The organism is Bradyrhizobium diazoefficiens (assembly GCF_016616885.1).
Classification (GTDB): Bacteria; Pseudomonadota; Alphaproteobacteria; order Rhizobiales; family Xanthobacteraceae; genus Bradyrhizobium; species Bradyrhizobium diazoefficiens_F.
Map to the genome: position 1 here is coordinate 1,913,008 of NZ_CP067102.1, position 22,733 is coordinate 1,935,740.

At 68.0% G+C, this 22,733-nt stretch carries 2 protein-coding genes; both read left to right on the top strand.

Annotated features, from left to right (window positions below):
• Entirely contained in the window at positions 1–11,946 is an 11,946-nt protein-coding gene (locus JJC00_RS08760) for a non-ribosomal peptide synthetase (RefSeq protein WP_246774145.1), read from the top strand.
• Positions 11,943–22,571, top strand: a complete 10,629-nt coding sequence (locus JJC00_RS08765; protein ID WP_200472203.1) for a non-ribosomal peptide synthetase — start codon at positions 11,943–11,945, stop codon at positions 22,569–22,571. Before JJC00_RS08760 ends, JJC00_RS08765 begins: the two co-directional genes overlap by 4 nt.
• The last annotated feature ends 162 nt before the right edge of the window (positions 22,572–22,733 follow it).

The window sequence follows — 22,733 nt, forward strand, 5'->3', positions numbered from 1 at the left end:
TTGGATCTGATCGCGCGCTGCCCCGCCTTGCGGGAGATCGGGATGCTGCGGTCCTGCCGACCCTGGCCGATTGGCATCACCATCACTGAAATCAGCTCTTCGGCTGCTGGTGATCTGGCTTCGCGCGCGAGTTCCGACGCGGCTCCATGTGGTGATTTGCTGACGCTGGAAATCTGCGGGCTCGATGGGAGCTTTCGATGGCACTTTGATACAAGTCGGCTGGCGTCTACGCAAATCGAGCGGATGACGGCGCATCTGAAACATCTTTTGCATGCCGTGATGGCCGATGCAGGGCAGCCGCTGGGGCGGATTGCGCTGTTGTCGGGTGATGAGCGCACCTACCTCTTGGAGGAACTGAACCGAACAGCTCAGCCCTATCCGTCGAATAAGTGCATCCATGAGCTGTTCGAAACCGAGGTCCGGAAAGCGCCACATGCGGTAGCGGTGGTCGATGCGGAGACGGACTTAACTTATGCCGAGCTCAATGGGCAGGCGAACCGGCTCGCTCATCATCTCATTGGGCTTGGAGTCAAGCCGGGAGATCGCGTCGCGACAGTGTTGAATCGCTCCATCGCCCTTGTCGTGGCGCAGCTCGCCATCCTGAAGGCAGGCGCAGTCTACGTCCCGATCGATCGGGGTCTTCCATGCGAGCGACAGAGCTGGATGATGATCGACTGTGCTGTGCGCCTGGTGCTCACGGCAACTGACGATGATGCCGTGGTCGAGGCTGCCATTCCTGTTCTGGCCATTGAGCCAATCATCGCTGGAGAGGGACGTGATGCCGATCCAGGCTTGACATTGACCGCCGAGGCCACCGCTTACGTGATGTACACGTCCGGGTCGACTGGCGTTCCCAAGGCGGTTGCTGTTCCTCATCGTGCCGTCAACCGGCTTGTCATCAACAATGGATATGCGGAGTTTAGCTGGAGTGATCGGGTGGCGTGGGTGGGCAATCCCGCCTTTAGTATCAGTACGCTGGAAGTCTGGGCGCCACTGCTCCACGGTGGCCGCCTGATCGTTGTTCCATACAGTGCCGTTCTGCAGCCGGACATCCTGTGCGGGCTGGTTCAGCAGAACAGCGTCACCGTGCTGCATTTGACAGCCGGACTGTTCAACCGGAGCGCCGATCATTTGGCGCCGGTGCTGGCGAGTTTGCGATTGCTATTGGTTGGCGGCGGCGCAGTCGATGTGGCGGCGGTCGCACGGGTGTTGCGCCGGTGTAGGCCGCAACGTCTGTTGCACTGCTATGGCGCAACCGAGACATCGACCTTTGCGACAGTCTGCGAGATCACCGCAATCGACGAGACAGTCGGTCGACTTCCGATCGGCCGTCCGATCGCCAACACGCGGGTCTACCTGCTGGACGGTGGAGGCGCGCCCGTTCCGTTCGGGGCGACGGGGGAGATCCATATCGGCGGCGCCGGCGTTGCCCGCGGTTATCTGAACCGGCCCGAGCTGACCGCGGAGCGGTTCATCGCCAGCCCCTTTGTCGAAGGCGACCGGCTGTACAAAACTGGTGACCTCGCCCGGTACTTGCCGGACGGCAATCTGGAGTTCCTGGGCCGCAACGACGATCAGGTCAAGATCCGCGGCTTCCGGATCGAGCCGGGCGAGATCGCGGCGCGGCTGGCCGAGCACCCGCTGGTGCGCGAGGCGGTGGTGGTGGCGCAACAGGATGGTCGCGGCGAGCCGCGGCTGGTTGGCTATGTCGTTGCGGCGGCGGAGCACGGGGCCGACGCCGAGCAGGCCGATCTGGCCGCGACGCTGCGCCGGCACCTCAGCACGCGGCTGCCGGACTACATGGTGCCGACGGCGCTGGTGCGGCTCGCGGCGCTGCCGCTGACGCCGAACGGCAAGCTGGACCGCAGCGCGCTGCCGGCGCCGGACGACGAGGCCTATGCGCGCGCCAGCTACGCCGCCCCGCAGGGCGAGATCGAGACCGCGCTCGCGCGGATCTGGGCCGAGCTGCTCGGCCTCGAGCGGGTCGGGCGCCACGACCACTTCTTCGCGCTCGGCGGCCATTCGCTGTTGGCGGTGCAGCTGATGGCGCGTCTGCGGCAGCTGTCGCTGGGGGTGGAAGTGCGCACCCTGTTCGCCCGGCCGGTGCTGGCCGATCTGGCCGCGAGCCTGGGCCGTCATCGCGAGGTGGCGGTCCCGGCCAATTTGATCACCGACCAGAGTGCGGCGATCACGCCGCAGATGCTGCCGCTGATCGCGCTGGCGCAGCACGAGATCGACCGGATCGTCGCCACGGTGCCCGGCGGCATCGGCAACATCCAGGACATTTATGGCTTGTCGCCGCTGCAGGACGGCATCCTGTTCCACCATCTGCTGGCGGCAAAGGGCGATCCCTACCTGCTGACCTCGCAGATGGCGTTTGCCGACCGCGGCCTGTTGGACCGCTACCTTGCCGCGGTCCAGCGGGTGGTGGACCGGCACGACATTCTGCGCACCTCGTTTGTCTGGGAGGGGCTGTCGCGCCCGGCCCAGGTGGTGTGGCGCCAGGCGGTGCTGGAGGTGAGCGAGGTCGCTCTCGATGACTCAGGCGCTCCTGGCCCGGAGCAGCTCAAGGAGCGGTTTGATCCGCGCCGGCACCGCATCGCGCTTGGCCGGGCGCCGCTGTTGCGGTTTGTGATGGCCCGCGAGCCCGGCAGTGCGCGCTGGCTGCTGTTGCAGCTGCAGCACCATTTGATCGGGGACCACACCACGCTGGAGGTGATGCATGCCGAGGTGCGGGCCGTGCTGGAGGGACGCGCGCATGAGCTGGCAGCCCCGCAGCCGTTCCGCGATCTGGTGGCGCAGGCCCATCTCGGTGCTGATGCCAGCGCGGATGAAGCGTTCTTCCGGAGCATGCTTGCCGGGATCGATGCGCCGACCACGCCGTTCGGCCTCAGCGAGGTGCGCGGCGACGGCAGCGCGGTCGGTGAGGCGCGGCGGCGGCTGCCAGCGGCGCTTCAGGCGCAATTGCGCAGCCAGGCGCGGCGGCTCGGCATCAGCCTGGCGAGCCTGTGCCATCTGGCGTTCGCCCAGGTGGTGGCGCGCAGCAGCGGGCGCGAACAGGTGGTGTTCGGCACGGTGCTGTTTGGCCGCCTGCATGGCGGTGCGGGGAGCGAGCGCACCCTGGGCCTGTTCATCAACACGCTGCCGCTGCGGCTTGATCTGGATGGCACCGCGGTCGAGGCCAGCGTGCGGACCACGCACGCCCGGCTGGCCGAGCTGTTGGCGCACGAGCACGCCTCGCTGGCGCTGGCGCAACGCTGCAGCCAAATTGCAGCGCCAGCGCCGCTGTTCAGCTCGCTGTTGAACTACCGCCACACCACGCCGGCTCTCGCCGCCGCAACCAATGACGCTCTGCCCGGACTGGAATGGCTGGGCGGGGAGGAGCGCACCAACTATCCGCTGACCTTGTCGGTGGAGGATTTTGGCGACGCGCTCGGCCTGACGGCGCAGGTGGCGGAGGGGATCTGCGCGGATCGGGTCTGCGGCTACATGCAGCAGGCGCTGGCACAGCTGGCTGAGGCGCTGGAGCGGGCGCCGGCGACGCCGGTGCGGGAGCTGGACATCCTGCCGGCCGACGAGCGCACATATCTTTTGGAGGAGCTGAACCGGACGGCGGCGCCTTATCCGTCAGACGCCTGCATCCATCAGCTGTTCGAGCAGCAGGTCCGCAAGGCGCCGGAGGCGGTCGCGCTGGTCTGTGCGGACGCCGGCCTGAGCTATGGCGAGCTCAATGCCCGGGCCAACCGCCTGGCGCATCATCTGGTCGGGCTCGGCGTCACGCCGGACCAGCCGGTGGCGATCTGTCTGGAGCGCAGCCCGGCGATGGTGGTGGGGCTGCTGGCGATCCTCAAGGCCGGCGGCGCGTATCTGCCGCTGGATCCGGCCTATCCGCCGGCGCGGCTCACGCAGGTGCTCGCGGATGCGGCGCCGCAGCTCTTGCTCGTCGATGCCGCCGGACGCGCTGCGCTCGGCGCCGAGGCGCTGGCCGCTGTGACGGTGGTCGATCTTGCGACAGCCACACCCGCATGGGCAGACCTGCCGGCCGCGGACCTCGACCCGCGCGCGCTCGGGCTGAGTTCGCGCCACCTCGCTTATGTGATCTACACCTCGGGTTCAACCGGAACGCCCAAGGGCGTCATGGTCGAGCATCGGAGCGTGGTGCGTCTGGTGGCGGAAAATGATTTCGTCGAAATCTCGCCCAAAGACGTCTTTCTCAACGCCTCTTCGCCGACATTCGACGCAACCACTTTCGAGATCTGGGGCGCCTTGGGCAACGGCGGCAGCGCTGTGCTCTATCCTGAACGTCACCTCTCGACGGCAACGCTGGCCCAAATCATTCGAGATCGAGGCGTCACCATCGCCTTTATGACTGCCCGGTTGTTCGACCTCTATGTTGGGGAGGGGCGGAGCACGGGTCGGCTGCAGCAGCTGCTTGTCGGGGGCGAAGAGGTCTCCGCAGCTTCCATCAGTGTATGTCAAAAACGACATCCGACGCTGCAGGTCTCAAATATCTATGGCCCAACCGAGAACACCACTTTTAGTCTTTGCTATCCGGTGCCTGCTCCATGCGATGTCCACAAGCGCGTGCCGCTGGGCCGACCGATCCGGAACACGCGGATCTACCTGCTGGACGGTGAGGGCGCACCCGTTCCGTTCGGGGCGGTGGGGGAGATCCATATCGGCGGCGCCGGTGTCGCCCGCGGTTATCTGAACCGGCCCGAGCTGACGGCGGAGCGGTTCATGGCCGATCCGTTCAGCGGCGTCGACGGCGACCGGCTGTACAAAACCGGTGACCTCGCCCGGTACTTGCCGGACGGCAATCTGGAGTTCCTGGGCCGCAATGACGACCAGGTCAAGATCCGCGGCTTCCGGATCGAGCCGGGCGAGATCGCGGCGCGGCTGGCCGAGCACCCGCTGGTGCGCGAGGCGGTGGTGGTGGCGCAACAGGATGGTCGCGGCGAGCCGCGCCTGGTCGGCTATGTCGTTGCGGCAGAGCATGCGGCCGACGCCGAGCGGGCCGATCTGGCCGCGACGCTGCGCCGGCACCTCAGCACGCGGCTGCCGGACTACATGGTGCCGGCGGCGCTGGTGCGGCTCGCGGCGCTGCCGCTGACGCCGAACGGCAAGCTGGACCGCAACGCGCTGCCGGCGCCGGACGACGAGGCCTATGCGCGGGCCAGCTACGCCGCCCCGCAGGGCGAGATCGAGACCGCGCTTGCGCGGATCTGGGCCGAGCTGCTCGGCCTCGAGCGGGTCGGACGCCACGACCACTTCTTCGCGCTCGGCGGCCACTCGCTGTTGGCGGTGCAGCTGATGGCGCGTCTGCGGCAGCTGTCGCTGGGGGTGGAGGTGCGCACCCTGTTCGCCCGGCCGGTGCTGGCCGATCTGGCCGCGAGCCTAGGCCGTCATCGCGAGGTGGCGGTCCCGGCCAATTTGATCACCGACCAGAGTGCGGCGATCACGCCGCAGATGCTGCCGCTGATCGCGCTGGCGCAGCACGAGATCGACCGGATCGTCGCCACGGTGCCCGGCGGCGTCGGCAACATCCAGGACATTTATGGCTTGTCGCCGCTGCAGGACGGCATCCTGTTCCACCATCTGCTGGCGGCAAAGGGCGATCCCTACCTGCTGACCTCGCAGATGGCGTTTGCCGACCGCGGCCTGTTGGACCGCTACCTTGCCGCGGTCCAGCGGGTGGTGGACCGGCACGACATTCTGCGCACCTCGTTTGTCTGGGAGGGGCTGTCGCGCCCGGCCCAGGTGGTGTGGCGCCAGGCGGTGCTGGAGGTGAGCGAGGTCGCTCTCGATGACTCAGGCGCTCCTGGCCCGGAGCAGCTCAAGGAGCGGTTTGATCCGCGCCGGCACCGCATCGCGCTTGGCCGGGCGCCGCTGTTGCGGTTTGTGATGGCCCGCGAGCCCGGCAGTGCGCGCTGGCTGCTGTTGCAGCTGCAGCACCATTTGATCGGGGACCACACCACGCTGGAGGTGATGCATGCCGAGGTGCGGGCCGTGCTGGAGGGACGCGCGCATGAGCTGGCAGCCCCGCAGCCGTTCCGCGATCTGGTGGCGCAGGCCCATCTCGGTGCTGATGCCAGCGCGGATGAAGCGTTCTTCCGGAGCATGCTTGCCGGGATCGATGCGCCGACCACGCCGTTCGGCCTCAGCGAGGTGCGCGGCGACGGCAGCGCGGTCGGTGAGGCGCGGCGGCGGCTGCCAGCGGCGCTTCAGGCGCAATTGCGCAGCCAGGCGCGGCGGCTCGGCATCAGCCTGGCGAGCCTGTGCCATCTGGCGTTCGCCCAGGTGGTGGCGCGCAGCAGCGGGCGCGAACAGGTGGTGTTCGGCACGGTGCTGTTTGGCCGCCTGCATGGCGGTGCGGGGAGCGAGCGCACCCTGGGCCTGTTCATCAACACGCTGCCGCTGCGGCTTGATCTGGATGGCACCGCGGTCGAGGCCAGCGTGCGGACCACGCACGCCCGGCTGGCCGAGCTGTTGGCGCACGAGCACGCCTCGCTGGCGCTGGCGCAACGCTGCAGCCAAATTGCAGCGCCAGCGCCGCTGTTCAGCTCGCTGTTGAACTACCGCCACACCACGCCGGCTCTCGCCGCCGCAACCAATGACGCTCTGCCCGGACTGGAATGGCTGGGCGGGGAGGAGCGCACCAACTATCCGCTGACCTTGTCGGTGGAGGATTTTGGCGACGCGCTCGGCCTGACGGCGCAGGTGGCGGAGGGGATCTGCGCGGATCGGGTCTGCGGCTACATGCAGCAGGCGCTGGCACAGCTGGCTGAGGCGCTGGAGCGGGCGCCGGCGACGCCGGTGCGGGAGCTGGACATCCTGCCGGCCGACGAGCGCACATATCTTTTGGAGGAGCTGAACCGGACGGCGGCGCCTTATCCGTCAGACGCCTGCATCCATCAGCTGTTCGAGCAGCAGGTCCGCAAGGCGCCGGAGGCGGTCGCGCTGGTCTGTGCGGACGCCCGTCTGAGCTATGGCGAGCTCAACGCCCAGGCCAACCGCCTGGCGCATCATCTGGTCGGGCTCGGCGTCACGCCGGACCAGCCGGTGGCGATTTGCCTGGAGCGCAGCCCGGCGATGGTGGTGGGGCTGCTGGCGATCCTCAAGGCCGGCGGGGCGTATCTGCCGCTCGACCCGGCCTATCCGCCGGCGCGGCTCACGCAGGTGCTCGCGGATGCGGCGCCGCAGCTCTTGCTCGTCGATGCCGCCGGACGCGCTGCGCTCGGCGCCGATGCGCTGGCCGATCTGACGGTGGTCGATCTTGCGACAGCCGCACCCGATTGGGCCGAGCGGCCGGCCTCGGACCTCGACCCGCGCGCGCTCGGGCTGAGTTCGCGCCACCTCGCCTATGTGATCTACACCTCGGGTTCAACCGGCACGCCCAAGGGAGCGGAGAACGAGCACCGCGCCATCGTCAATCGCCTGGTCTGGATGCAGACGGCCTATGGGCTCGCGGCAACCGACGTCGTGTTGCAGAAGACGCCGTTTGGCTTCGACGTCTCGGCCTGGGAGTTCTTCTGGACCCTGCTTCAAGGCGCAAGGCTGGTGCTGGCGCCTCCGGGAGCGCACAAGGATCCCGCTGCATTGGTCGACTTGGTGATCAGCCAGCGCATCACGACGCTCCACTTCGTTCCGTCCATGCTGGTCAGCTTCCTGGCGGCAAAGGGAGTCGAGCACTGCAGATCGCTGCGGCGTCTCGTGTGCAGCGGCGAGGCGCTTGCTGCCGCCAGCGTGCATCAGGCCCGTCGCTTGTTGCCCTGGACCGGCCTGCATAATCTGTACGGTCCGACCGAAGCTGCGATCGACGTGACGGCGTGGAGCTGCCCCGACGCGTTTGACGGCGCCATTGTCCCGATCGGCCGGCCGATCGCGAACACGCGGGTCTACCTGCTGGACGGTGGAGGCGCGCCCGTTCCGTTCGGGGCGACGGGGGAGATCCATATCGGCGGCGCCGGCGTTGCCCGCGGTTATCTGAACCGGCCCGAGCTGACGGCGGAGCGGTTTATCGCCAGCCCCTTTGTCGATGGCGACCGGCTGTACCGGACCGGCGATCTCGGCCGGTACTTGCCGGACGGCAACCTGGAGTTCCTGGGCCGCAATGACGACCAGGTCAAGATCCGCGGCTTCCGGATCGAGCCGGGCGAGATCGCGGCGCGGCTGGCCGAGCACCCGCTGGTGCGCGAGGCGGTGGTGGTGGCGCAACAGGATGGTCGTGGCGAGCCGCGGCTGGTTGGCTATGTCGTTGCGGCGGCGGAGCACGGGGCCGACGCCGAGCAGGCCGATCTGGCCGCGACGCTGCGCCGGCACCTCAGCACGCGGCTGCCGGACTATATGGTGCCGTCGGCGGTGGTGCGGCTCGCGACGCTGCCGCTGACGCCGAACGGCAAGCTGGACCGCAGCGCGCTGCCGGCGCCGGACGATGAGGCCTATGCGCGGGCCAGCTACGCCGCCCCGCAGGGCGAGATCGAGACCGCGCTCGCGCGGATCTGGGCCGAGCTGCTCGGCCTCGAGCGGGTCGGACGCCACGACCACTTCTTCGCGCTCGGCGGGCACTCGCTGCTGGCGGTGCAGCTGTTGAGCCGGGTCTCGCAGGCTTTGGGTCTCGCTCTGCCGCTGACGACGCTGTTCGCCCAACCGGTGCTGCTCGATCTGGCGGCAAGCCTCGTCGCGCTGTTGAGCGGCTCCGATCCGCACCCCTTGCCGGCGATTGTCGCCGTGCCGCGTGATGCGCCGCTTGTGCTGTCGTCTGCGCAGCAGCGGCTGTGGTTCTTGGCGCAGCTGGACCAGAGCCGCACGAACTATCACATGCCGCTGCTGTTGCGGCTGCACGGCGAGCTCGACCGCAGCGCCTGGCAGCGCAGCCTGGACCGCGTGCTGGCGCGTCATGAGGGGCTGCGCAGTATCTTTGTCGCGCCGGAGGGGACGCCGTGGGTGGAGCTGGTGCCGGCGGAGGCGGGGCTGCCGCTGGCGCAGCACGATCTGCAGGGAAGGCCGGATGCGGCGGCGGCGCTGGTGGAGCTGTGCCAGCAGGAGGCGCGCACGCCGTTCGATCTGGCGCGCGGTCCGCTGATCCGCGGCCGCCTGATCCGGCTGTCGGATCAGGAGCACGTCGTGCTGTTGACGCAGCATCACATTGTCTCTGACGGCTGGTCGCTGGGCGTCTTGCTGCGTGAGCTCAGCCAGCTGTACCGGGCGTTCGTGGCCGGAGACGACGATCCGCTGCCGCCGCTTGCGATCCAGTATCCAGACTATGCCGCCTGGCAGCGCCAATGGCTGTCGGGCGAGCGGCTGCAAAGCCAGGCGCAGTATTGGCGCACCACGCTCTCCGGTGCGCCGGCCCGTCTGGCCTTGCCGGGCGACCGGCCGCGGCCGGCGCAACAGTCGTTTGCCGGAGCCCGTGTCGCTGTCGAGATCGATGCGGATCTGACCCAAGCGCTGAAGCGGCTGAGCCGGCGGCATGGCACGACGCTGTTCATGACGGTGCTGGCGGCGTGGGCTGCGGTGCTGTCGCGCCTGTCGGGACAGGACGACATCGTGATCGGGGTGCCGAGCGCCAATCGGGGCCGGCGCGAGGTCGAAGAGTTGATCGGCTTCTTCGTCAACACCCTGGCGCTCCGCCTCGATCTGTCGGGCCGCCCGAGCGTGGCGGAGCTGCTGGAACGGACGCGATGTGTGGCGCTGGGCGCGCAGGAGCATCAGGACCTGCCGTTCGAGCAGGTGGTGGAGATCGTGCAGCCGCCCCGGCATCTTGATCACACGCCGTTGTTCCAGGTGATGTTGGCCTGGCAGCACGAGGCGGTCGGGTCGTTCGAACTTCCCGGGCTGCGGGTCGAGGCGGCGGGGGACGGCGGCGACCAGGTCAAGTTTGATCTGGAGCTGAGTCTGCACGAGCAGGGCGAGGTCATTGCCGGGACGCTGGCTTATGCGACGGCGCTGTTCGATCCGGCGACGATCGAGCGGCAGCGCGGCTATCTGCTGACGCTGCTGCGGGCGATGGCCGCCGATGCAGGGCAGGCGGTCGGGCGCATTGAGCTGCTGTCGTCGGACGAACGTGCCTACCTGCTGGAGGAGCTGAACCGGACAGCGGCGCCTTATCCGTCAGACGCCTGCATCCATCAGCTGTTCGAGCAGCAGGTCCGCAAGGCGCCGGAGGCGGTCGCGCTGGTCTGTGCGGACGCCCGCCTGAGCTATGGCGAGCTCAACGTACGGGCCAACCGCCTGGCGCATCATCTGGTCGGGCTCGGCGTCACGCCGGACCAGCCGGTGGCGATTTGCCTGGAGCGCAGCCCGGCGATGGTGGTGGGGCTGCTGGCGATCCTCAAGGCCGGCGGGGCGTATCTGCCGCTCGACCCGGCCTATCCGCCGGCGCGGCTCACGCAGGTGCTCGCGGATGCGGCGCCGCAGCTCTTGCTCGTCGATGCCGCCGGACGCGCTGCGCTCGGCGCCGATGCGCTGGCCGATCTGACGGTGGTCGATCTTGCGACAGCCGCACCCGATTGGGCCGAGCGGCCGGCCTCGGACCTCGACCCGCGCGCGCTCGGGCTGAGTTCGCGCCACCTCGCCTATGTGATCTACACCTCGGGCTCAACCGGAACGCCCAAGGGCGTCATGATCGAGCATAGGAGCACCGTGAACCTGCTGCATTGGAGTAGCGGAGTCTTCGCAGCATCCGAGATCAGCCGCACGCTGTTTTCGACCTCGATCAGTTTCGATCTGTCCGTCTATGAGTGCTTCGTCCCGCTGTCCCAAGGAGGCACAATTTATCTGGTCGAGAATGCGCTTGCGCTGACGCAGACGTCGTTGGATGTCACCTTGGTCAACACCGTGCCCTCGGCGATCGCTGCTCTGGTCGACCAGAAGACCGTGCCGGTTTCGGCAAAAGTCATCAACTCGTGCGGTGAGCGGCTGAAAGCAGCTGTGATCGAGAAGGCCTTCGAGCGCAGTCGGATCGAGAAGATCTGTAACCTCTACGCGCCTTCCGAGACCACGACATACTCAACCTGGATCTGCATGCGACGGGGAGAGGCTGTCATTGAGACGATCGGCCGGCCGATTGCCAACACGCGGGTCTATCTGCTGGACGGTGAAGGCGTGCCGGTTCCGTTCGGAGCGGTGGGGGAGATCCATATCGGCGGCGCCGGCGTCGCCCGCGGCTATCTGAACCGGCCCGAGCTGACGGCGGAGCGGTTCATCGCCAGCCCCTTTGTCGACGGCGACCGGCTGTACAAAACCGGCGATCTCGCCCGTTACTTGCCGGACGGCAATCTGGAGTTCCTGGGCCGCAATGACGACCAGGTCAAGATCCGCGGCTTCCGCATCGAGCCGGGCGAGATCGCGGCGCGGCTCGCCGAGCACCCGCTGGTGCGCGAGGCTGTCGTGGTGGCGCGCGAGGACCACAGAGGTGCCAAACATCTTGTCGCCTATGTGGTCTGTGCGCCTGAGGCCGGACCGGACGCGCAAGGTGCAGGCGCGCTGGCCCGAGACCTGCGCGCGCATGTGCGGGCGCGGCTGCCGGACTACATGGTGCCGACGGCGGTGGTGCGGGTCGCGGCGCTGCCGTTGACGCCAAATGGCAAGCTGGACGGCAATGCGCTGCCTCCGCTTGAGGACGGGGCCGCCTCCGCCTCGGCCACGTACGCGCCGCCGCAGGGCGAGATCGAGACCGCGCTCGCGCAGATCTGGGCCGAGCTGCTCGGCGTGGAGCGGGTCGGACGCCACGACCACTTCTTCGCGCTCGGCGGCCACTCGCTGTTGGCAGTGCAACTGTTGAGCCGGGTCGCGCGGACATTGGGGGCCGAACTGCCGCTGACGACGCTGTTTGCCAAGCCAGTGCTGGCCGAGCTCGCGCGCGAGGCTTCCATTGCTTTGCTCGAACGCGAGTTTGACCACGACGAGCTTCAGAAGCTGGTCTCTCTGGGTGCCCGGAAATGACCGATGTCGTCAGGACTGAGTTGGAGAAGCTCGATGCGCAAGATTTAGCGAAGCTCCTTGCACTCGCCAAGAAGAGAAACCGCAACGGAGCCCAAGAAGCTCCCTCGATCCCATCGGTTGCGCGCGAAAGCCCTCTTGCACCGTCGTTTGCGCAGCAGCGGCTGTGGTTTTTGGCGCAGCTGGACCAGAGCCGCACGAACTATCACATGCCGCTGCTGTTGCGGCTGCACGGCAAGCTCGACCGCAGCGCCTGGCAGCGCAGCCTGGACCGCGTGCTGGCGCGTCATGAGGGGCTGCGCAGTATCTTTGTCGCGCCGGAGGGGACGCCGTGGGTGGAGCTGGTGCCGGCGGAGGCGGGGCTGCCGCTGGCGCAGCACGATCTGCAGGGAAGGCCGGATGCGGCGGCGGCGCTGGTGGAGCTGTGCCAGCAGGAGGCGCGCACGCCGTTCGATCTGGCGCGCGGTCCGCTGATCCGCGGCCGCCTGATCCGGCTGTCGGATCAGGAGCACGTCGTGCTGTTGACGCAGCATCACATTGTCTCTGACGGCTGGTCGCTGGGCGTCTTGCTGCGTGAGCTCAGCCAGCTGTACCGGGCGTTCGTGGCCGGAGACGACGATCCGCTGCCGCCGCTTGCGATCCAGTATCCAGACTATGCCGCCTGGCAGCGCCAATGGCTGTCGGGCGAGCGGCTGCAAAGCCAGGCGCAGTATTGGCGCACCACGCTCTCCGGTGCGCCGGCCCGTCTGGCCTTGCCGGGCGACCGGCCGCGGCCGGCGCAACAGTCGTTTGCCGGAGCCCGTGTCGCTGTCGAGATCGATGCGGATCTGACCCAAGCGCTGAAGCGGCTGAGCCGGCGGCATGGCACGACGCTGTTCATGACGGTGCTGGCGGCGTGGGCTGCGGTGCTGTCGCGCCTGTCGGGACAGGACGACATCGTGATCGGGGTGCCGAGCGCCAATCGGGGCCGGCGCGAGGTCGAAGAGTTGATCGGCTTCTTCGTCAACACCCTGGCGCTCCGCCTCGATCTGTCGGGCCGCCCGAGCGTGGCGGAGCTGCTGGAACGGACGCGATGTGTGGCGCTGGGCGCGCAGGAGCATCAGGACCTGCCGTTCGAGCAGGTGGTGGAGATCGTGCAGCCGCCCCGGCATCTTGATCACACGCCGTTGTTCCAGGTGATGTTGGCCTGGCAGCACGAGGCGGTCGGGTCGTTCGAACTTCCCGGGCTGCGGGTCGAGGCGGCGGGGGACGGCGGCGACCAGGTCAAGTTTGATCTGGAGCTGAGTCTGCACGAGCAGGGCGAGGTCATTGCCGGGACGCTGGCTTATGCGACGGCGCTGTTCGATCCGGCGACGATCGAGCGGCAGCGCGGCTATCTGCTGACGCTGCTGCGGGCGATGGCCGCCGATGCAGGGCAGGCGGTCGGGCGCATTGAGCTGCTGTCGTCGGACGAACGTGCCTACCTGCTGGAGGAGCTGAACCGGACAGCGGCGCCTTATCCGTCAGACGCCTGCATCCATCAGCTGTTCGAGCAGCAGGTCCGCAAGGCGCCGGAGGCGGTCGCGCTGGTCTGTGCGGACGCCCGCCTGAGCTATGGCGAGCTCAACGTACGGGCCAACCGCCTGGCGCATCATCTGGTCGGGCTCGGCGTCACGCCGGACCAGCCGGTGGCGATTTGCCTGGAGCGCAGCCCGGCGATGGTGGTGGGGCTGCTGGCGATCCTCAAGGCCGGCGGGGCGTATCTGCCGCTCGACCCGGCCTATCCGCCGGCGCGGCTCACGCAGGTGCTCGCGGATGCGGCGCCGCAGCTCTTGCTCGTCGATGCCGCCGGACGCGCTGCGCTCGGCGCCGATGCGCTGGCCGATCTGACGGTGGTCGATCTTGCGACAGCCGCACCCGATTGGGCCGAGCGGCCGGCCTCGGACCTCGACCCGCGCGCGCTCGGGCTGAGTTCGCGCCACCTCGCCTATGTGATCTACACCTCGGGTTCAACCGGCACGCCCAAGGGAGCGGAGAACGAGCACCGCGCCATCGTCAATCGCCTGGTCTGGATGCAGACGGCCTATGGGCTCGCGGCAACCGACGTCGTGTTGCAGAAGACGCCGTTTGGCTTCGACGTCTCGGCCTGGGAGTTCTTCTGGACCCTGCTTCAAGGCGCAAGGCTGGTGCTGGCGCCTCCGGGAGCGCACAAGGATCCCGCTGCATTGGTCGACTTGGTGATCAGCCAGCGCATCACGACGCTCCACTTCGTTCCGTCCATGCTGGTCAGCTTCCTGGCGGCAAAGGGAGTCGAGCACTGCAGATCGCTGCGGCGTCTCGTGTGCAGCGGCGAGGCGCTTGCTGCCGCCAGCGTGCATCAGGCCCGTCGCTTGTTGCCCTGGACCGGCCTGCATAATCTGTACGGTCCGACCGAAGCTGCGATCGACGTGACGGCGTGGAGCTGCCTCGACGCGTTTGACGGCGCCATTGTCCCGATCGGCCGGCCGATCGCGAACACGCGGGTCTACCTGCTGGACGGTGGAGGCGCGCCCGTTCCGTTCGGGGCGACGGGGGAGATCCATATCGGCGGCGCCGGCGTTGCCCGCGGTTATCTGAACCGGCCCGAGCTGACCGCGGAGCGGTTTATCGCCAGCCCCTTTGTCGATGGCGACCGGCTGTACCGGACCGGCGATCTCGCCCGGTACTTGCCGGACGGCAATCTGGAGTTCCTGGGCCGCAATGACGACCAGGTCAAGATCCGCGGCTTCCGGATCGAGCCGGGCGAGATCGCGGCGCGGCTGGCCGAGCACCCGCTGGTGCGCGAGGCGGTGGTGGTGGCGCAACAGGATGGTCGCGGCGAGCCGCGCCTCGTTGGCTATGTCGTTGCGGCGGAGCATGGGGCCGACGCCGATCTGGCCGATCTGGCCGCGACGCTGCGCCGGCACCTCAGCACGCGGCTGCCGGACTACATGGTGCCGACGGCGCTGGTGCGGCTCGCGGCGCTGCCGCTGACGCCGAACGGCAAGCTGGACCGCAGCGCGCTGCCGGCGCCGGACGACGAGGCCTATGCGCGCGCCAGCTACGCCGCCCCGCAGGGCGAGATCGAGACCGCGCTCGCGCGGATCTGGGCCGAGCTGCTCGGCCTCGAGCGGGTCGGGCGCCACGACCACTTCTTCGCGCTCGGCGGCCATTCGCTGTTGGCGGTGCAGCTGATGGCGCGTCTGCGGCAGCTGTCGCTGGGGGTGGAAGTGCGCACCCTGTTCGCCCGGCCGGTGCTGGCCGATCTGGCCGCGAGCCTGGGCCGTCATCGCGAGGTGGCGGTCCCGGCCAATTTGATCACCGACCAGAGTGCGGCGATCACGCCGCAGATGCTGCCGCTGATCGCGCTGGCGCAGCACGAGATCGACCGGATCGTCGCCACGGTGCCCGGCGGCATCGGCAACATCCAGGACATTTATGGCTTGTCGCCGCTGCAGGACGGCATCCTGTTCCACCATCTGCTGGCGGCAAAGGGCGATCCCTACCTGCTGACCTCGCAGATGGCGTTTGCCGACCGCGGCCTGTTGGACCGCTACCTTGCCGCGGTCCAGCGGGTGGTGGACCGGCACGACATTCTGCGCACCTCGTTTGTCTGGGAGGGGCTGTCGCGCCCGGCCCAGGTGGTGTGGCGCCAGGCGGTGCTGGAGGTGAGCGAGGTCGCTCTCGATGACTCAGGCGCTCCTGGCCCGGAGCAGCTCAAGGAGCGGTTTGATCCGCGCCGGCACCGCATCGCGCTTGGCCGGGCGCCGCTGTTGCGGTTTGTGATGGCCCGCGAGCCCGGCAGTGCGCGCTGGCTGCTGTTGCAGCTGCAGCACCATTTGATCGGGGACCACACCACGCTGGAGGTGATGCATGCCGAGGTGCGGGCCGTGCTGGAGGGACGCGCGCATGAGCTGGCAGCCCCGCAGCCGTTCCGCGATCTGGTGGCGCAGGCCCATCTCGGTGCTGATGCCAGCGCGGATGAAGCGTTCTTCCGGAGCATGCTTGCCGGGATCGATGCGCCGACCACGCCGTTCGGCCTCAGCGAGGTGCGCGGCGACGGCAGCGCGGTCGGTGAGGCGCGGCGGCGGCTGCCAGCGGCGCTTCAGGCGCAATTGCGCAGCCAGGCGCGGCGGCTCGGCATCAGCCTGGCGAGCCTGTGCCATCTGGCGTTCGCCCAGGTGGTGGCGCGCAGCAGCGGGCGCGAACAGGTGGTGTTCGGCACGGTGCTGTTTGGCCGCCTGCATGGCGGTGCGGGGAGCGAGCGCACCCTGGGCCTGTTCATCAACACGCTGCCGCTGCGGCTTGATCTGGATGGCACCGCGGTCGAGGCCAGCGTGCGGACCACGCACGCCCGGCTGGCCGAGCTGTTGGCGCACGAGCACGCCTCGCTGGCGCTGGCGCAACGCTGCAGCCAAATTGCAGCGCCAGCGCCGCTGTTCAGCTCGCTGTTGAACTACCGCCACACCACGCCGGCTCTCGCCGCCGCAACCAATGACGCTCTGCCCGGACTGGAATGGCTGGGCGGGGAGGAGCGCACCAACTATCCGCTGACCTTGTCGGTGGAGGATTTTGGCGACGCGCTCGGCCTGACGGCGCAGGTGGCGGAGGGGATCTGCGCGGATCGGGTCTGCGGCTACATGCAGCAGGCGCTGGCACAGCTGGCTGAGGCGCTGGAGCGGGCGCCGGCGACGCCGGTGCGGGAGCTGGACATCCTGCCGGCCGACGAGCGCACATATCTTTTGGAGGAGCTGAACCGGACGGCGGCGCCTTATCCGTCAGACGCCTGCATCCATCAGCTGTTCGAGCAGCAGGTCCGCAAGGCGCCGGAGGCGGTCGCGCTGGTCTGTGCGGACGCCGGCCTGAGCTATGGCGAGCTCAATGCCCGGGCCAACCGCCTGGCGCATCATCTGGTCGGGCTCGGCGTCACGCCGGACCAGCCGGTGGCGATCTGTCTGGAGCGCAGCCCGGCGATGGTGGTGGGGCTGCTGGCGATCCTCAAGGCCGGCGGCGCGTATCTGCCGCTGGATCCGGCCTATCCGCCGGCGCGGCTCACGCAGGTGCTCGCGGATGCGGCGCCGCAGCTCTTGCTCGTCGATGCCGCCGGACGCGCTGCGCTCGGCGCCGAGGCGCTGGCCGCTGTGACGGTGGTCGATCTTGCGACAGCCGCACCCGATTGGGCGGAGCGGCCGGCCTCCGACCTCGACCCGCGCGCGCTCGGGCTGAGTTCGCGCCACCTCGCCTATGTGATCTACACCTCGGGCTCAACCGGCACGCCCAAGGGCGTCATGATCGAGCATGCGAGCACTGTGAACCTGCTGCATTGGAGTAGCGGAGTCTACGCAGCGTCCGAGATCAGCCGCACGCTGTTTTCGACCTCGATCAGTTTCGATCTGTCCGTCTATGAGTGCTTCGTCCCGCTGTCCCAAGGGGGCACAATTTATCTGGTCGAGAATGCGCTTGCGCTGACGCAGACGTCCTTGGATGTCACCTTGGTCAACACCGTGCCCTCCGCGATTGCCGCTCTGCTCGACAAGGAAGCGCTCCCGAGTTCGACGCGCGTCATCAATTTGGCCGGTGAGCGGCTGAAGGCGAGCCTCATAGAGAAGGCCTTCGAGCACAGTTGCGTCGAGAAGATCTGTAATCTCTACGCGCCTTCCGAGACCACGACATACTCAACCTGGATCTGCATGCGACGGGGAGACGCTGTCGTTGAGACGATCGGTCGGCCGATCGCGAACACGCAGATCTACCTGCTCGATGGTGAGGGCGCACCCGTTCCGTTCGGGGCGGTGGGGGAGATCCATATCGGCGGCGCCGGTGTCGCCCGCGGCTATCTGAACCGGCCCGAGCTGACGGCGGAGCGGTTCATGGCCGATCCGTTCAGCGGCGTCGACGGCGACCGGCTGTACAAAACCGGTGACCTCGCCCGGTACTTGCCGGACGGCAATCTGGAGTTCCTGGGCCGCAATGACGACCAGGTCAAGATCCGCGGCTTCCGCATCGAGCCGGGCGAGATCGCGGCGCGGCTGGCCGAGCACCCGCTGGTGCGCGAGGCGGTCGTGGTGACGCAACAGGATGGTCGTGCCGAGCCGCGGCTGGTTGGCTATGTCGTTGCGGCGGCGGAGCACGGGGCCGACGCCGAGCAGGCCGATCTGGCCGCGACGCTGCGCCGGCACCTCAGCACGCGGCTGCCGGACTATATGGTGCCGTCGGCGGTGGTGCGGCTCGCGACGCTGCCGCTGACGCCGAACGGCAAGCTGGACCGCAGCGCGCTGCCGGCGCCGGACGATGAGGCCTATGCGCGGGCCAGCTACGCCGCCCCGCAGGGCGAGATCGAGACCGCGCTCGCGCGGATCTGGGCCGAGCTGCTCGGCCTCGAGCGGGTCGGACGCCACGACCACTTCTTCGCGCTCGGCGGGCACTCGCTGCTGGCGGTGCAGCTGTTGAGCCGGGTCTCGCAGGCTTTGGGTCTCGCTCTGCCGCTGACGACGCTGTTCGCCCAACCGGTGCTGCTCGATCTGGCGGCAAGCCTCGTCGCGCTGTTGAGCGGCTCCGATCCGCACCCCTTGCCGGCGATTGTCGCCGTGCCGCGTGATGCGCCGCTTGTGCTGTCGTCTGCGCAGCAGCGGCTGTGGTTCTTGGCGCAGCTGGACCAGAGCCGCACGAACTATCACATGCCGCTGCTGTTGCGGCTGCACGGCGAGCTCGACCGCAGCGCCTGGCAGCGCAGCCTGGACCGCGTGCTGGCGCGTCATGAGGGGCTGCGCAGTATCTTTGTCGCGCCGGAGGGGACGCCGTGGGTGGAGCTGGTGCCGGCGGAGGCGGGGCTGCCGCTGGCGCAGCACGATCTGCAGGGAAGGCCGGATGCGGCGGCGGCGCTGGTGGAGCTGTGCCAGCAGGAGGCGCGCACGCCGTTCGATCTGGCGCGCGGTCCGCTGATCCGCGGCCGCCTGATCCGGCTGTCGGATCAGGAGCACGTCGTGCTGTTGACGCAGCATCACATTGTCTCTGACGGCTGGTCGCTGGGCGTCTTGCTGCGTGAGCTCAGCCAGCTGTACCGGGCGTTCGTGGCCGGAGACGACGATCCGCTGCCGCCGCTTGCGATCCAGTATCCAGACTATGCCGCCTGGCAGCGCCAATGGCTGTCGGGCGAGCGGCTGCAAAGCCAGGCGCAGTATTGGCGCACCACGCTCTCCGGTGCGCCGGCCCGTCTGGCCTTGCCGGGCGACCGGCCGCGGCCGGCGCAACAGTCGTTTGCCGGAGCCCGTGTCGCTGTCGAGATCGATGCGGATCTGACCCAAGCGCTGAAGCGGCTGAGCCGGCGGCATGGCACGACGCTGTTCATGACGGTGCTGGCGGCGTGGGCTGCGGTGCTGTCGCGCCTGTCGGGACAGGACGACATCGTGATCGGGGTGCCGAGCGCCAATCGGGGCCGGCGCGAGGTCGAAGAGTTGATCGGCTTCTTCGTCAACACCCTGGCGCTCCGCCTCGATCTGTCGGGCCGCCCGAGCGTGGCGGAGCTGCTGGAACGGACGCGATGTGTGGCGCTGGGCGCGCAGGAGCATCAGGACCTGCCGTTCGAGCAGGTGGTGGAGATCGTGCAGCCGCCCCGGCATCTTGATCACACGCCGTTGTTCCAGGTGATGTTGGCCTGGCAGCACGAGGCGGTCGGGTCGTTCGAACTTCCCGGGCTGCGGGTCGAGGCGGCGGGGGACGGCGGCGACCAGGTCAAGTTTGATCTGGAGCTGAGTCTGCACGAGCAGGGCGAGGTCATTGCCGGGACGCTGGCTTATGCGACGGCGCTGTTCGATCCGGCGACGATCGAGCGGCAGCGCGGCTATTTGCTGACGCTGCTGCGGGCGATGGCCGCCGATGCAGGGCAGGCGGTCGGGCGCATTGAGCTGCTGTCGTCTGCTGAACGAGCCTACCTGCTGGAGGAGCTGAACCGGACGGCGGCGCCTTATCCGTCAGACGCCTGCATCCATCAGCTGTTCGAGCAGCAGGTCCGCAAGGCGCCGGAGGCGGTCGCGCTGGTCTGTGCGGACGCCCGTCTGAGCTATGGCGAGCTCAACGCCCAGGCCAACCGCCTGGCGCATCATCTGGTCGGGCTCGGCGTCACGCCGGACCAGCCGGTGGCGATTTGCCTGGAGCGCAGCCCGGCGATGGTGGTGGGGCTGCTGGCGATCCTCAAGGCCGGCGGGGCGTATCTGCCGCTCGACCCGGCCTATCCGCCGGCGCGGCTCACGCAGGTGCTCGCGGATGCGGCGCCGCAGCTCTTGCTCGTCGATGCCGCCGGACGCGCTGCGCTCGGCGCCGATGCGCTGGCCGATCTGACGGTGGTCGATCTTGCGACAGCCGCACCCGATTGGGCCGAGCGGCCGGCCTCGGACCTCGACCCGCGCGCGCTCGGGCTGAGTTCGCGCCACCTCGCCTATGTGATCTACACCTCGGGCTCAACCGGCACGCCCAAGGGAGCGGAGAACGAGCACCGCGCCATCGTCAATCGCCTGGTCTGGATGCAGACGGCCTATGGGCTCGCGGCAACCGACGTCGTGTTGCAGAAGACGCCGTTTGGCTTCGACGTCTCGGCCTGGGAGTTCTTCTGGACCCTGCTTCAAGGCGCAAGGCTGGTGCTGGCGCCTCCGGGAGCGCACAAGGATCCCGCTGCATTGGTCGACTTGGTGATCAGCCAGCGCATCACGACGCTCCACTTCGTTCCGTCCATGCTGGTCAGCTTCCTGGCGGCAAAGGGAGTCGAGCACTGCAGATCGCTGCGGCGTCTCGTGTGCAGCGGCGAGGCGCTTGCTGCCGCCAGCGTGCATCAGGCCCGTCGCTTGTTGCCCTGGACCGGCCTGCATAATCTGTACGGTCCGACCGAAGCTGCGATCGACGTGACGGCGTGGAGCTGCCCCGACGCGTTTGACGGCGCCATTGTCCCGATCGGCCGGCCGATCGCGAACACGCGGGTCTACCTGCTGGACGGTGGAGGCGCGCCCGTTCCGTTCGGGGCGACGGGGGAGATCCATATCGGCGGCGCCGGCGTTGCCCGCGGTTATCTGAACCGGCCCGAGCTGACGGCGGAGCGGTTTATCGCCAGCCCCTTTGTCGATGGCGACCGGCTGTACCGGACCGGCGATCTCGGCCGGTACTTGCCGGACGGCAACCTGGAGTTCCTGGGCCGCAATGACGACCAGGTCAAGATCCGCGGCTTCCGCATCGAGCCGGGCGAGATCGCGGCGCGGCTGGCCGAGCACCCGCTGGTGCGCGAGGCGGTGGTGGTGGCGCAACAGCATGGTCGCGGCGAGCCGCGGCTGGTTGGCTATGTCGTTGCAGCGGCGGAGCATGCGGCCGACGCCGATCTGGCCGATCTGGCCGCGACGCTGCGCCGGCACCTCAGCGCACGGCTGCCGGACTACATGGTGCCCGCGGCGCTGGTGCGGCTCGCGGCGCTGCCGCTGACCCCGAACGGCAAGCTGGACCGCAGCGCGCTGCCGGCGCCGGATGATGATGCCTTTGCGCGCGCCAGCTACGCCGCCCCGCAGGGCGAGATCGAGACCGCGCTCGCGCAGATCTGGGCCGAGCTGCTCGGCGTCGAGCGGGTCGGACGCCACGACCACTTCTTCGCGCTCGGCGGGCACTCGCTGTTGGCGGTGCAATTCCTGCGTCGGGCATTGGATCTTGGACTGTCCTTTAACGCCGCCGATCTCTTCCAAGCCCCCATCCTACAGGATCTTGCATTGAAAACTCTTGGGCAGCGACAGCTCAGCAGTTCGGACGTCATTGCCGTCCAGGCAAACGGATCAAAGCCACCACTTTTCTTTGTTCCCACAGGTTTGGGCGATTACTCCTATGTCTTCAGTTTGGTGAAGGACATGGACGTAGACTCTCCTGTCTATGCGCTGTCATGGCCGCCATTCAATGACATTTATCCGCCATCTCTTAAGGAGATAGCCGCGGCGGCCATTCTGGCAATTAGAGAAATCCAGCCGCACGGCCCATACCGCTTTGCTGGATACTCCTCAGGGGCAATTTTGGCTTATGCGATCGCGCAGCGCTTACTGAGTCTCGGTGAAGCTGTGTCATTCATGGCGTTCATCGACGTTGCGTTACCTGCCAATCGATCGAGCCTATCAACCAGCCAAACGAGACGAGCAGTGCTGCTGGATGCCTTTGAATTCCTGGATGATGAGCGCTTCGAATTGCTTGAGCGCTCAGCTGAGCAAAATTCAGTCGCCCAGCTGCTTAAAACGGCGCAGCAAATTCGGGCAATACCCCTTGATTGTGATCTCCAAAATCTCGCTCTGAGGTACGAAAAGGCGATCCAATTCCAAAGGGCGCTGAACTCCTACCAAGTCCCATCCCTGCCGATCGAGATATACCAATTTTATGCCGATGCGCCCCTCCTCAGCCGCCGGGCGCGATCACGCAACTCGATAGGTCCCGAAGCAAGTTCTCCCATGAGGGGATGGGACCAGGTTTTAACTCCGACGGCCATTCATGCGGTGCCAGTTCCAGGCGACCACCTCACGATGATGAGTGTCCCGGAAAATCGAAACGTGTTGGCTCGAGCCCTTTCGATGACATTGGACACATCGACGCGAACACCGCGGCGATCGCAGGCGATATGAAATGGACGGTATAAACAGACTACGTCCGACACATCAGATCCTAACGCCATGGCCAAGCCATCAACGACGCAAAGGACCGTGCCATCGAACTCCTCAAGGAGCGCGGCATCGCGCGCCCTTCCGAGTTGCCAGGGCGCGAGTCACGGCGGCGACCATCGCCCG